Below are 13,604 nucleotides of genomic sequence, written 5' to 3'. Positions count from 1 at the left end.
AATAAAAAATGCAGAGCTATCAGGAATTTCTTGACTTAAGTGTTGGTTTTCCCCAAGACGGATTCGAAATCATCGACGACGAATTGTATTTCCACGATTTGAACTTGATGGAAATGATTGAGACGTATGGCACGCCATTGCGTTTTACGTACTTACCGATTGTCAGTAAAAAAATACAACAAGCGAAGATATTGTTTCAAACCGCGATTTTGAAACACAACTACCGCGGTTCGTATAAATACTGTTATTGTACCAAATCATCGCACTTCAAACATATCGTAGAAGAAGCGTTGAAAAATGATATCCACTTGGAGACTTCATCTGCATTTGATATGCCGATGATCGATTCTTTGGAGCGTCAGGGTACTGTAACAAAAGATATTACGGTAATTTGTAATGGTTTCAAAACGTATCAATACAAACAATACATCATTGATATGATTCATGATGGATACAAGAATATCATTCCTGTGTTGGATAACAAAGAGGAATTCAACTTGTATGATGATGAGATAGAGCTAGAAGAACCATGCGCATTGGGCGTTCGTATAGCATCTGAAGAACAGCCTGATTCACAATTTTATACTTCGCGTTTAGGTATTCGTCAAGAAGATGTTATTGAATTTTATAACAACAAGATTGCAGATAATCCGAACTTTAAAGTGAAATTATTACATTTTTTCATCAATTCTGGTATTTCGGATACACCATACTATTGGAACGAGTTGGAAAAATATGTAACACTCTACTGTAAATTCAAGAAAATCAATCCAGACTTAGATACATTAGATATCGGTGGTGGTATGCCTTTCAAAGATTCATTGGTTCATGATTTTGATTATGAATACATGGTTAACGAAATCGTAAACCGCATCAAACAAATCTGTGCGCACCACGAAGTAATGGAACCAGATATTATTACCGAATTTGGTAAATATACGGTGGCAGAAGCTTCAGGTATTCTATACAAAGTTTTGGGTCGTAAACAACAAAATGACCGTGAAAAATGGTTTATGATTGATGGTTCATTCATCACAAATTTACCAGATGTGTGGGCATTGAACCAAAAATATATTTTGTTACCAATTAATAACTGGGATTCGGAATACGAACGTGTAAACTTAGGCGGTATCACATGTGATGGTCAAGATTATTACAATCAAGAAGCGCACATGAACTCGGTTTTCATGCCTAAAACACGTAAAGTACAGTATTTGGGATTCTTCCATACGGGGGCTTACCAAGATGTATTGTCAGGCTATGGTGGTATCCACCACTGTCTGTTACCTTCTCCTAAGCACGTATTGATACGCCGCAATAGAGACGAAACTTTCAACTATGAAGTTTTCGGAGAAGAGCAAAATTCAAAACAAGTAATGAAATTATTGGGCTACCAATAAAAACATAAACAAGAAACGCTGTTCAAATTGAACAGCGTTTCTTGTTTTCTAGAGCCCACTTAAATCTAATTTTAAAGGTAAACTAAAAGACGTTACAACTGGTTTATTTTTAATAGTAGCTGGCTTCCATTTAGGAGATTTTTTCAGCACATTAATAAATGCTTGACCTGTACCATAGCCTATGTCACGTATTATTTTAATATTGTTTAAACGACCATCTAAGTCTACATCAAAAGATGCGACAACAGTACCAGAGACTTTGTTATCAATAGCTTCCTTTGGATAAAAATAATTATCTGCAATCCATTGTCTAAATACTCCTATGCCACCCGGTGGCTCTGGATTTACATCAACTTCTATTAATCCTTTTGTACCAGGAAGGCTTTCTTTCGCTATTGTTTTACCACCTTTTTGACCAACCATATACATAGAACCTTTATTTTGACGGGATTCAATTTTTAGAAAATTATATCCCTGATATTGTCCATTAGTAATATATTTTGCAGTAATATAGATATTGGGATTAAAAGCTGTAAATTCAAATAAATTTTCTTTTTTATCTAAAATCTTATAAGAATCTGAATTTAAATAATCAATAATTTTATTTGCTTGCAAATTGTTTTTGAAAATATAACACAAGTAATTATTTTGACTTTTAAGTCCAAAACTCTTTATTAAAATAGAATTATTATCCTTTGAACTATATATAGCGGTAGTATCAGTAATTCCATTAGATAACTTATACCCCATTCCTATTAAAACTTTGTCTGAATAATTCTTATTATTTACATAAAGATTCAATAAATTCTCAAAATTAATTTCTTGCCCATAGGAAACACTTGTATTAATAAGCAAAAATAACATTGCAATAATTCTCATAAAACAATTATATTAAGTAATAGATTCTTATATAAATATATGCAATTTATTTAATCGCTATAGGTACAAATACAATCTCATTATACCCATCTTTCTCATACAATACACCGATTGAGTTTTTCTTCAACAATACGATATCGCTGTATGCTGACCAAGCACCACCTTTGTAGCCTTCAGGACTTTTTGCTATTACTTTATTAAAATACCAGGTCTTTCCTTGATCTTTGGATAAACGAAGAGTTAAATTATCTCTTTTATTTTGATCTGCCGCATTGATATGTGCCAAAACAAACTTTTTACCTTTTTTCCAAGAAAGAACAGCGCCTTGATTAATTGGATCAGGAAGATTAGCATCTGGAGCTGATGATACCCAGGTCTGACCGCCATCGTGAGAAACTGAGATTACACGTTGCTTTGGTGTTAATTGTTGGTTTCTGGATGTCATATAAACCGAATTATCTCCAATTTGAGCCGCTAAAGACTCATTTGTTCCAGGATAAGGCACTTTTTCACTTAATTTAAATGTCTTTCCATGATCGTCAGAATAATATGCATGCGCATTCCAATCTTTATTCTTCGGTTGAGGATCACCTGCATTGTGATTACCTGCTATATAAATTCTTCCTTTATTAGGTCCAGACACAAACTGAAAACCATGACCTGGTGTATTAGCATAAGTCCGCCAATCTTCTTGAAAATTATAAGCTGGATTTATTTGTGGTTGCTTTGGTCGATGTGCTTGCGTCGTAATATTTACAGATTCTGACCACGTCTTTCCACCATCTACAGATGCAATGTACCAAACCTCACGTAAACCTTTTCCTTTACGTACATCCCCTTCATGGTCATTTCCCGTATTGTAAAATAAAAATAGTCTACCCTGCGGATATGCCGGATCCAACAAATCCACAACAGGCGCTGGATTACCAGCTTGTAATTTGTCATAATCAACAGCTACTTGCAATGCTCCCCAAGTCTTACCACCATCTTTACTGACTTTGTAAACGATGTCTACATTTCCAAAATCACCTGCATGATCTACACGACCTTCTGAAAAAGCAATTAAATCCCCAGATTTACCTTTTACTATTGCTGGAATTCGATAACTAGCATATCCATCCTCCCCAGATTTGAATACCGTAACTTCTTGAGCGATCAGGACAAAAGAAGCAGTAATTGCACATAGGCTTAAAAATAGTTTCTTCATAGTATTTATAATATTTGTATTTTATTTCTCTCAATTCTCTGCAACAGGCACAAATGTAAATATCCATTTCGATGGATTCTCCCAAGTCCTACCTCTAAATTCAGCTACTGGAAGTTTTAATAACACTTCGTTCCAACCCTTTTTGAGCTTAATCATGGTAGGCGCTCGATAAGAGTAACCCTCGTCTACTAAAGGAACTTGTGATTGACCTTGTTGACCTGCATTTTTCCAATTAGGGGGTACAATACGGACACCATTCACATAAGCTTGGCTGCCCTTGTTATCCCAAGTATCTAATTCTGGAGTATCTGTCAAATACGATCTGGACAAATTATTAAAGTCAACCCAGAACGGTTTTACCGCATCGGTATCTGACCATATCTTTGTTCTCGCGTAATAGGTTGTATTTTTTGTTGGGTTCTTTATTGCTCCCTCGATGATATCTCCAAACCAATGCTTCAAAACAACGGTTCCTCCTTCTACAATTTTTGAAATCTCTAGCTGCGCAAAAGGATTTTTTTCGATTTCAAAACTTTTATTTACATCACCCATATTTTCAAATGGACCTATCAATTCCCATTTTGTTCCCAATTGTGAAACATATGGAAATGGCTTGTCTGCAAAATACAATTTCTTATGATTAAGAAGTCGCTGCTCAAAGGCAACAAAATCGTTATAATTCTCTTCATCTTCCGAAACGATATTCGCGACCCAACCTGCACGCCCACCACCTTGCCAAATACGTTCGGCAAAAGTCAGTATTGCTGGATATATCGCGCTATGAGAAAACATATCTATAGACTTACCTACAGCTCTATCTGGCCATGAGCACAATGTAGCGCCTATCAAATTTTTATGTTCATTATCCACTTCACCTATTTTACGATGAAAAAGTGTCGTTACCGTCTCCAACGGATCCATATGATTGATGTACAGATGTTTCGATTCTATGTAAACAAAATTCCCTTTTTCTTCTATCAACTTAGGTCCTCCCATCCACATTTGGCGAATAGTTTGTGGTTCCAAATTGCTACCTGGATCCCAACCAATTGTTTTTTTGTAGCCTAGTCCTTCCACAAATTTAGTTATCTCTGGCATGAAGTTTTTATTAGTGATTTTCACTTCATCACCACCGATATGAAATATATCCAATTCAGGAAAATTTTGTCTAAATTCCGATAACAATTCTTTGATGTACATCATTCCAGAATCTGATTGCATATCTACACCAAAGAACCTTTTGAAAGCAGCACTATGCCCAGGCATATCAATCTCAGGCAAGAATGTGATGTGACGCTCTTTACAATATTGGATTAAATCCTTCAAATCATTCTTTGTATAATAATCTCCTTTCCAGCGCGTCATTACTGATGCATCTGTCAATCCAGGATATTTATCACTTTGCAATCGCCATGCAATATCTTCTGTGAAATGAAAATGCAACACATTCAATTTGTATTGCGCCATGACATCGATTTGCTCTTTGATCATATCGACAGATTGAAAATTACGTCCAACATCGATAAGATAAGCGCGCCAGGAAAACGCAGGCTCATCTTGAATACTAGCATATTGAATCTGTTTGTCTTTTACTGTAAATTGTTTTAGCGTTTGAAGACCGTAAAAAAGGCCCTTATTAGTTCGTGCAGTAATATTTATTTCATTACTGTTTATTAATAAATTGTAAGCTTCATCTTTACCTTGAAAATTAGGTTGAACACTTAAAATTACTGTCGGGATTAGCTTAGCTCGTGTTTCTTTAACAGATCCAACACCCCAAGATTTGAAAATATCAGTTAACAAACCGTATTCATGCTTTAGCGATTTATTAGTGATTTTAATAAAAATACCCTGACTTAAATCTAAATTACCATTACCCAGAACCAATTGCGAGGGTGTTGGAATAAGATTATTTTGCGCATTAGCTATAGTTATAGTGGATATCCAAACCGCAAGTAGTACTACCGACTTCACTATTATTCCCATTATCTAAATATTTCTTTAACAAAGTATAACAATACCATTCTTGACGAGGCAAGTGAAATGGTCCTTTAAATAAATTACCTTTAGCAGTTTGCGCAATGGTACCATCACGATGCAAATAGCCATACCACTCACCATTTTCTTTATCATGAAAATGAGAATATGCATATTGATGAATTTTGTCATGCATGCTAGCATACTTTTCATTCTTTGTCAATTCAAAAGCCAGCAAAGTCGCAATAATGGTTTCATTTTGTGGCCACCAAAATTTCATATCCTGCCAATACTCTTGTACAGGTTTATCATATACATCTTTAAAATACAATATTCCTCCATGCTCCTTGTCCCAGCCTCTTTCCCACATATAATCTAACATACGGCAGCCTAGGTCAATTAATTTAGGATCATTATCTCGGTGGTTTGCTTCGTGAAGAATAAACCATGCCCCCTCTATAGCATGCCCTGGGTTCAGCGTACGACCATCAATGTGATCGATAATAGATCCATCTAAGGCTACTTGTTCCATCACGCAGCGAATATCATCCTTCACAAAGTTTTTTTCAATGATATTAATACAATGAGTAATGGTTTCATCACATCGTTCATCACCTATAGTTTCTCTCAATTGCTGTGCTGTATTCATCATGATCATCGGAATTCCAATTCCTTGAGATGGCCTAGTTGACTCAAATTTTGGTTCTACTTCTTTTTCACCATATAGATATTCTAAACAAGTTCCAAAAATTTCTCGAGCTAACTTTCCAGCTTCCACATCACCCGATGCTTTAGCATATGCTGCGAATGCAATGACAGCAAATGTTTCTGAAAAGAAATAACGACGCATTCGTATTGGATTTCCTTCTTGATCTACATGGAAATACATTTTACCTTTAGCGTCAAAACACTTATTTTTTAAAAAATCATAACCAAGTTTAGCACCATCCAACCATTCCTTTTTGGGCTCTATAGTATTGTATAATGTCGAGAGCAACCAACATGCACGTCCTTGAATCCATACAGCTTTGTCTGTATCGATTAAAGTCCCATCGGCGTCACGCATAAGTAGATAGCCCCCATTCGCCAAATCATAGGAGCGTGGAAACCAAAAAGGGACTGTATCTTCTAATAAATGGGTTTGGTAAAATTTTGCCAAATCCCGTAAATGTTCATCCGTATATTTCATGCTAATTTATTTTCAAGTTAAATGTGGATACAGGTACATCTGTATCACTTATTAAATTCCCATTCGTAAATGGTGTATAGCCATACTGTACACTTCTAATTTCCTGTTGGGTAGGTATGATTAATAAATTTTTATCAATTCTTGCTTCTATATTCTTCAAGATTTGACCATTGGTCGTTACGACTTGCAAATCTTTTATTGAATGAGAATCTTTGATTTTTAGTTCTTTACAATGACTAAACTCAACTCTTATTTCGCCATTTATTTTTTTATAAGATACTGGTTGTGGCGAATCAGCCATCAAATCTTCATGATACATGTGCTGTCTAATTAAATTTGCCAATCTTTTACCAATTACAAATTTATCCTTCGGATGCACATCTGTAGGATGCCCAACATCGGATGAAACAGCCATGAAAGTATTCTTAATTGTATTCGAAAGTTTTCGCTGCGAATCTCTGAAATCTCCCCATGAAGGTCTATTTATACCAGATAATTGAACAAAATAAAAGGGTAAATTTTCATTCTTAAAAGCCTGACGCCAAGAAATAATCATTTTCTTGAAAAGGTATTCGTGATGCTCAATATTGTGCGCATTACTCTCTCCTTGATACCACAGTACACCCTTAAGTTTTGTATTTGTCCATTTGGAAATACCCGCTTCAAAATTGTAAGCTGGATCATACGGATGACGCTGATGTTTTACTTTTGCTAGTTCAATATTTTTTGTTCCGCGTTCGCGACAAAAGTCTTGTATGAAATCCGAAGATTTCCAATTATGAATGTATGTAGCCAGCAAATTATCATGTTCCAAAACGTATCTTGAAATCCATGATTCAGTATTAGAACCCCCTACTGAAATATCAATAATACCTATTGGAACATGTTGAGATTTGTAAAGTTCTACAGCAGTCATATAAGCTATAGCTGAAAATTCCGCAATCGTCTCTCTACTTGTTTTTTGCCATTTACCAGAGAAATATTGCAACTCATTTACTTTATTCAACGTAGATTCATCCCATTGTACATTTGAAGTTTCAGCTAAATTTTTATTCTTGAAAACGCGTATTTTATCAAACGAATCAACTTGATCTAACAACAAATCTGAATCTAAAGCATCACGAAATTTAAAAGCCATATTGGACTGACCTGATGACAAGTAAACATCACCAAACAATACATTAGTTAAAGTTATTTTTGAGTCTTTTGAAGAAATATCTAAACGATATGGACCTCCTGCAGCCTGCGTAGGAATATCAATTTCCCAATTCCCATTTCGAGCTGCAGTCGTAGAATAAGTTTTGTTTTTGAATACTACAGACACCTTTTCATTTGATGAAGATTTGCCCATTAATTTATTTGTAACTCCACGCTGTAAAACCATATCATTTCCAAAGGTCTCATCTACAGAAAGAGGTTGTACGATTGGTTTTAAATATATTGCCACATTATGAGCTATCAATTCTGCACCTCTACTATTTGGATGCAGATAATCAGCAAATAAATCAATACGTGGGGCCAGCATCGAATGATTATCAATTACCGTTGCTCCATGTACTTTTGCAATTTCTGGAATTAAAGATTGAATTTGGTCAAACCATTCACGCGTTCCAGATAAAAATCTTCTATGCCCACTGAAGATCGGTGTCATTGTACAGATGAATACTTCAACCTTTGGATTTACTTTCTTGAAATCATTTATCAATTGGCTATAGTCACCTAAAAATTCATTTTTAAAGTTTGGCCAATTTCTAGGATCCGTATCATTCAGCCCTAAAGCGATTACAATTGCATTAGGTTTAAATAATAAAGCCTCTTTATATGCTTTGGTTTTGTGGTAAGGATTATGCCCGTTTCGTAAGAGAGTCGAGCCAGAATGCCCAAAATTACCTATTTTAAATTCTGTACCTAAAAGCTTTTGCAATTGAGCAGGGTAGCTTTGACTGGAATCACTAATTCCATAACCTTCGGTCACAGAATCACCAATACAAGCTATCCTCTTCTGCGCAAAAGATTGAAAAGCAATAGCAATTAAGCTAACTATAATTAATACAATTTTAGACAGGCTGTTCATTATGTTTAGGTCTTAAAACAGACAATTGAATAATCAAAACCACCAACACAATGATAGCCAACATCGCAAAATCAGAACCGAGACTGCCTTCATCTGCAGATGCACCCAATAAATTGGTTATATATGCCCCTGCAAATACTCCAACCATGTTCATAATACCATATGCGGTAGCACGATATTTTGCAGACACAAATTGACATAGTATAGGCATATTGTTGGCATCAAACATGCCGAATCCAAATCCAAACATTAATCCTGCTCCCACAATAGCCCAAATCGTCGTACCATAGCCTATTAGAAAAACTGCTGGAATAGTTAGCGCCAAACCTATCGCACTGGTGTATATACGGCCTCTAATATTTTTTTGCACCCATTTATCGGATAGTATACCGCCAAAGATTACACCTATAAAAGATGAGAATGCAATGGTTATAGTCGACAAGGGACCAGCTTTCTCCATCGGGATATTTAAATTGTCCGCAAATAATGTAGGTAACCAATTCTTAGTAGCCCATCCTGGGAGACTTGGTACAGCGAAGTATAAGAGGATAACCCAAAAAGCAATGTTGCTAAATAAGATAGGTATACCCTTTAATACAGAAGTTTTTTCTCCTACATCTTCAATTGGTTTTACACGTGATTCCGTTTCAAAAAGTGTAAAAATCAAGATTAACGCATACACTATCCCTATTAATCCGAATAGAATAAATGTATTTTGCCAAGAGTAACTCGATGCAACTGTAGCTCCGAATCCACCCAAAGCTTGTCCAAAATATAAGCCCGTCATATGAATACCTACAGCTAAAGATCTTGATTTGTCACTGTGATAATCTGCAATAAGCGACAATCCCGCTGGTATGTAAATCGCTTCACTCACACCCATCACAGCACGTAGTGCATATAATTGTTCATAAGATGTAGCGTACCCCATGAGAAGTGTGACACCCGACCAAACAAATAGACTTGAGATAATTAACCATTTTCTATTAATCTTATCTGCCAATACACCAGCAACTGGACTCATACAGCCATATATCCATAAAAACACAGCCATTAGATTACCAAATACGGCAGCACTTTCCAATGAAACAATATCCATCGCCATCGCTGGTCGCATCGTAGATAAAATTTGTCTATCCATGTAATTGAGTAATGCGACAAACCAAAGTAGGCCAACAACTACCCAAGGATATATTTTACTATTTTTCATAATTACAGTTTTATACAACTCTATTTTATCTTGCCCATCAAGATTTGATCCGTCCGTACACCTGCGCGCACCTCACCACTTGGAATCACTATTAAGTTTTTATGGATAATTGCTGTTGTAGTCACAGGACTAGCACCTTTTATTTGATTTGACGCTTTCCAAGTCCTTTCTTCCAAATTGTAATACCATACATTAGGAGAAAAGCCTGAATGTGCACGCTGTATGTCATTCTTTTTAGTAATGAGTTCAGCCTTTTTGCTTTCGTCAGATTCTAAGTTTATTGCGCCAATTAACTCTTCCACCCTGTGAAAAGTCTGGGCATTATCACCTCCAATCACAATCAGATTGCCATTTGCATAGCCTCCTGTTCCTGCTGCTAGAGCTTCTGGTAAGGTATCCAAAAGTTCTACTTTTTTTGAATCTACATTTATGGAATAAACTTCATTATACATATCACTCTTAGCATTCGTATTTCTTTTACGACCACCTATGATATAGATATTATCCTTTGCATCCGATGCAACGACCATATGTGTAAGAGGTTTAGGCATTTCAAAAAACTCTTCCCACTCTCCCCCTCCCGCAGAAAGATGTAGTCTATAAATTTTATTAGAAACTAAGTCTGCATTTTCGCCACCAACGAAATAAAGATCCCCTCCCACTTGCACAGCAGCACCATTTGTCAAACTCAGCGGTAAAGAAGGTAACTGAACACGTTTGAACGATTTATTTTCAATAAAATACCTGTAGACATCCGATGTTGCCTTTCCATTTCTTTCTCCACCTATAGAATAAATTGAGTTATCAAATGAAACATTCGCAGCATAAGCTACGCTATCTTCAAATGACTGTGTATTGGAAAGTATAAATTCATTATTTTGTCCCTTTGTGTACAGATATACTTCTTTACTATAAGCCTTTGTGCCGCCATCCCAAGGCATTTCCTTGGGAAAATTAGCACCACCTGCTACCACCAACATATCCGATAGGATACCTGTAACTGCCCCTGCAACTCCGATATGCGCAGCATTGTCTGCTCCTTCAGGCAATTTACCTGCAACATTCCACTCAATTTCCAAATTTCTATCCTTCATATTACATGATGACACCACTATACAACAAAGAATCCAACCCAGACGATTCATTAGATTTTAGATTTAAATGATTCGAAGTTCAAAGCAGCTACATCAGTCTTGAAATTTTCAAATGATTCACGACTCATATTAGCAATAGGTAATCTAAATTCACCACAATCAACGCCAATTAACTTCATGTATGCTTTACCCGTAGCAATCCCTCCGTATTTACCTAACAAACGAATCATATCTATTGATTTTTGTTGCAGTGCATTTGCTTCCAACAAATTACCATCTTGATACGCTTTCATTAAATCATGGTACAAAGGTGCTGCGTAATTGTACGTACTACCGACTGCTCCAGTACAACCTAGCACAAGTGATGACAGCATATTTTCATCCCTACCCCACAACATATTATATTTTCCATTCTCAAAGTTCATACACGATAAAAAGTCCATGAAATCTTCGTGTGTATATTTTATACCTTCGAATGTAGGTATCTTGCCATCGATCTCTTTCAACAAATCGTACATCGCATAATTTCCACCCGTCAATACCGGAATATGATAATAATAAAATGACGTATTAGGTGCAACGGAGGCTATTTCTGCACAACATTTTGCCAATTGAACGACATTTGCAGGCTTGAAATAGTAAGGTGATGTAAAAGATATAGCATCCGCACCTACTTCTTCGGATATTTTAGCCAACTCTTTACATTCTTTGATATTGGTTCCTCCCAAAAACATCATCAAAGCAAAATCCGCATCTTCTTTAGTTAAATTAGCCCATGCCTTTAAAACTGTCACCTTCTCATCAAATGTTAAGGATACACCTTCACCAGTAGATCCACATATAAACGCGCCAGTCACACCATTAGATTTTAATAATTGATAATATGATGGAATAATATCAACATTAAGATTTCCAGATTCATCAAATGGAGTAAAAGGAGCAGCTAACAAGCCATCAATTTTTTTCATTATTTTTATTTTATTGTGTAATATTTTTTTTTTATTCAACGTATTAAGGTTTTGTCGTTTCGTATCCTGGTGTTTGATCTACTAATGGATCATTAGTCCACACATCTCTACCGATTGGCCATAATACTTTATACGCTTCTGTAGCTTGATTCAAAACCCCGTATGGATGGTTAGAGGATTGAAACACTAGTGGATTATTTCCGAATTTCATGCGGCGTATATCGTACCAACGTTTCCCTTCCCATACAAACTCTTTCATACGTTCTTCAAAAATGGCAATTTCATTTGCATCCTTGGTGCCATTAACAAAAGGTATTGGATCTGTACCATTGAATGCTCTATTTCTAACGAGTTGAATATAGCTTTGTGGGTTTTCACCTTGCGCATTTGCTATTTCAGCCAACATCAACAATCTATCTGCTTCACGGTAGATAGGCCAATCGTCCGTATAATTACGAATATTATTATTAATTGTCCCTAAAAACTTAGTCAAAACTATATTACGAACAGTCACACGCTGAGGCGCTACAGAACGATCTAATGCATAAAAATCATAGAATGTTGCATTACGACGTTGATCATTAAGATTAAATGATTGGAATAATTGATATTTATAGCCATAACGTTGAATAGTCTGCGCAGAGGTTTGCTGCAACACCAATGGGTCAACTAAGGCTTCTGCTGTGCTGCTCACTGTGTCTTTAAAATACAAGCCACTGAAATTTGGCAAGTCATACAAAAATGCTGCTGAAGCAGAAGCTTCCGCTTCATTGAATTGAAAAGGCAGTGTGAAAATTATTTCTGCATTACGTTTTGTCTTAATTACATTGGCAAAATTTGGCAACAAACTATATCCTGACACCGCTTCTAAGGCTGTCTTGGCTTCTGCAAGATCAGTATTTGTACCATATACTTTAGCAGACCACAAAAAAACCTCTCCTTTTAGCATTCTTGTTGCATTCAACGTCCAATACGCTTTATTAGAGCCTTGTACATTTCCAAAATTTTCAAGTGATTTAGCTATGTCAGTTTTCACTAGAGCTAACGTTTCTTCTTCCGTAGAACGGGCCAATCGCAAAGCCACCTGATCTGGACGGCTATTCAACACATCAGCAGATGTACGCAACGGAACTCCTCCATAAGTACGTAACAAATGAAAATAATAGAACGCCCTTAAGCCATGCGCTTGCCCCAAAAGCGTACTTTTTTTAGAATCAGAAAGAAATGTAATAGTATTTACTTTTTCGATAAATAGATTGATCTGAAGAATAGGATTCATAAACCCAGCCCACGCTCCCAAGCCTGGAGTTACTTCAGTCATACTATTTTCTATAGAATTCACTTCGCTCAGTGAAACAGGAAACGTAGGAATTGTAATCAATGCCCCTCCACGAAGCTCTCCCAATCTAAACAATTGGAACTGCTGCCCGCGTAGTTGAGAATGAATACCTGTCATAAAATTGTCCACCTGCGTCTCCGTTTGCCAATAATTCACATCAGCAAAATAATCCTCTGGAGCAATATCTAAAGACTTATTACATGAAGTAGCCCCAAGTAAGGAAACGATAACACCAAATATTTTTATATATTTTTTCATTGCTTTATA

The 13,604-nt window shown here is 36.1% G+C and carries 10 protein-coding genes; 1 reads left to right on the top strand and 9 read right to left on the bottom strand.

What is annotated here, in order from left to right:
- The first annotated feature begins 8 nt into the window (after positions 1-8).
- Positions 9-1,400 carry an arginine decarboxylase gene (locus IPZ78_RS09115; protein ID WP_225552914.1) on the top strand — a complete coding sequence of 464 codons (1,392 nt, stop codon included), beginning with the start codon at positions 9-11 and terminating at the stop codon, positions 1,398-1,400.
- 48 nt (positions 1,401-1,448) lie between these two features.
- Here the strand turns inward: IPZ78_RS09115 and IPZ78_RS09110 are convergent, their stop codons facing one another.
- Genes IPZ78_RS09110 through IPZ78_RS09070 form a run of 9 tightly spaced genes read right to left on the bottom strand, consistent with a single transcriptional unit; the run spans position 1,449 to position 13,595 of the window.
- A complete protein-coding gene (locus IPZ78_RS09110) occupies positions 1,449-2,279 on the bottom strand; it encodes an energy transducer TonB (RefSeq protein ID WP_225552912.1) in 831 nt (276 codons plus the stop codon).
- A gap of 46 nt (positions 2,280-2,325) precedes the next feature.
- On the bottom strand, positions 2,326-3,486 hold the full coding sequence (locus IPZ78_RS09105) for a sialidase family protein (RefSeq protein ID WP_225552910.1): 1,161 nt from the start codon (positions 3,484-3,486) through the stop codon (positions 2,326-2,328).
- Positions 3,487-3,516: 30 nt separating this feature from the next.
- Positions 3,517-5,472, bottom strand: coding sequence for a family 20 glycosylhydrolase (locus IPZ78_RS09100; protein ID WP_225552909.1), 1,956 nt, complete (start codon positions 5,470-5,472; stop codon positions 3,517-3,519).
- Positions 5,408-6,652 carry an AGE family epimerase/isomerase gene (locus IPZ78_RS09095; RefSeq protein ID WP_225552907.1) on the bottom strand — a complete coding sequence of 415 codons (1,245 nt, stop codon included), beginning with the start codon at positions 6,650-6,652 and terminating at the stop codon, positions 5,408-5,410. The genes IPZ78_RS09100 and IPZ78_RS09095 overlap by 65 nt, the downstream gene beginning before the upstream one ends.
- Position 6,653: 1 nt before the next feature.
- Positions 6,654-8,726, bottom strand: coding sequence for a GDSL-type esterase/lipase family protein (locus tag IPZ78_RS09090; RefSeq protein ID WP_225552905.1), 2,073 nt, complete (start codon positions 8,724-8,726; stop codon positions 6,654-6,656).
- Positions 8,710-9,936, bottom strand: coding sequence for an MFS transporter (locus tag IPZ78_RS09085; RefSeq protein ID WP_225552903.1), 1,227 nt, complete (start codon positions 9,934-9,936; stop codon positions 8,710-8,712). The genes IPZ78_RS09090 and IPZ78_RS09085 overlap by 17 nt, the downstream gene beginning before the upstream one ends.
- A gap of 20 nt (positions 9,937-9,956) precedes the next feature.
- The gene (locus tag IPZ78_RS09080) at positions 9,957-11,030 is read right to left on the bottom strand and encodes a Kelch repeat-containing protein (protein WP_225552901.1); all 1,074 of its coding nucleotides are present in this window, start codon (positions 11,028-11,030) and stop codon (positions 9,957-9,959) included.
- 50 nt (positions 11,031-11,080) lie between these two features.
- Entirely contained in the window at positions 11,081-11,998 is a 918-nt protein-coding gene (locus tag IPZ78_RS09075; RefSeq protein ID WP_225552899.1) for a dihydrodipicolinate synthase family protein, read from the bottom strand.
- Between the two features lie 43 nt (positions 11,999-12,041).
- The gene (locus IPZ78_RS09070; protein ID WP_225552898.1) at positions 12,042-13,595 is read right to left on the bottom strand and encodes a RagB/SusD family nutrient uptake outer membrane protein; all 1,554 of its coding nucleotides are present in this window, start codon (positions 13,593-13,595) and stop codon (positions 12,042-12,044) included.
- Between the last annotated feature and the right edge of the window lie 9 nt (positions 13,596-13,604).

Origin of the sequence: Sphingobacterium bovistauri, from assembly GCF_020295405.1 — a bacterium.
GTDB classification, from domain to species: domain Bacteria; phylum Bacteroidota; class Bacteroidia; order Sphingobacteriales; family Sphingobacteriaceae; genus Sphingobacterium; species Sphingobacterium bovistauri.
The sequence above is the reverse complement of the archived record's forward strand: the minus strand, read 5'-3'. Positions and strand labels throughout refer to the sequence as shown.

What these genes read in the sequence shown, in the direction of transcription:
- IPZ78_RS09115 (WP_225552914.1), top strand. Translation starts at nt 9, where the DNA reads ATGCAGAGCTATCAGGAATTTCTTGACTTAAGTGTTGGTTTTCCCCAA.
- IPZ78_RS09110 (WP_225552912.1), bottom strand. Translation starts at nt 2,279, where the DNA reads ATGAGAATTATTGCAATGTTATTTTTGCTTATTAATACAAGTGTTTCC.
- IPZ78_RS09105 (WP_225552910.1), bottom strand. Translation starts at nt 3,486, where the DNA reads ATGAAGAAACTATTTTTAAGCCTATGTGCAATTACTGCTTCTTTTGTC.
- IPZ78_RS09100 (WP_225552909.1), bottom strand. Translation starts at nt 5,472, where the DNA reads ATGGGAATAATAGTGAAGTCGGTAGTACTACTTGCGGTTTGGATATCC.
- IPZ78_RS09095 (WP_225552907.1), bottom strand. Translation starts at nt 6,652, where the DNA reads ATGAAATATACGGATGAACATTTACGGGATTTGGCAAAATTTTACCAA.
- IPZ78_RS09090 (WP_225552905.1), bottom strand. Translation starts at nt 8,726, where the DNA reads ATGAACAGCCTGTCTAAAATTGTATTAATTATAGTTAGCTTAATTGCT.
- IPZ78_RS09085 (WP_225552903.1), bottom strand. Translation starts at nt 9,936, where the DNA reads ATGAAAAATAGTAAAATATATCCTTGGGTAGTTGTTGGCCTACTTTGG.
- IPZ78_RS09080 (WP_225552901.1), bottom strand. Translation starts at nt 11,030, where the DNA reads ATGAAGGATAGAAATTTGGAAATTGAGTGGAATGTTGCAGGTAAATTG.
- IPZ78_RS09075 (WP_225552899.1), bottom strand. Translation starts at nt 11,998, where the DNA reads ATGAAAAAAATTGATGGCTTGTTAGCTGCTCCTTTTACTCCATTTGAT.
- IPZ78_RS09070 (WP_225552898.1), bottom strand. Translation starts at nt 13,595, where the DNA reads ATGAAAAAATATATAAAAATATTTGGTGTTATCGTTTCCTTACTTGGG.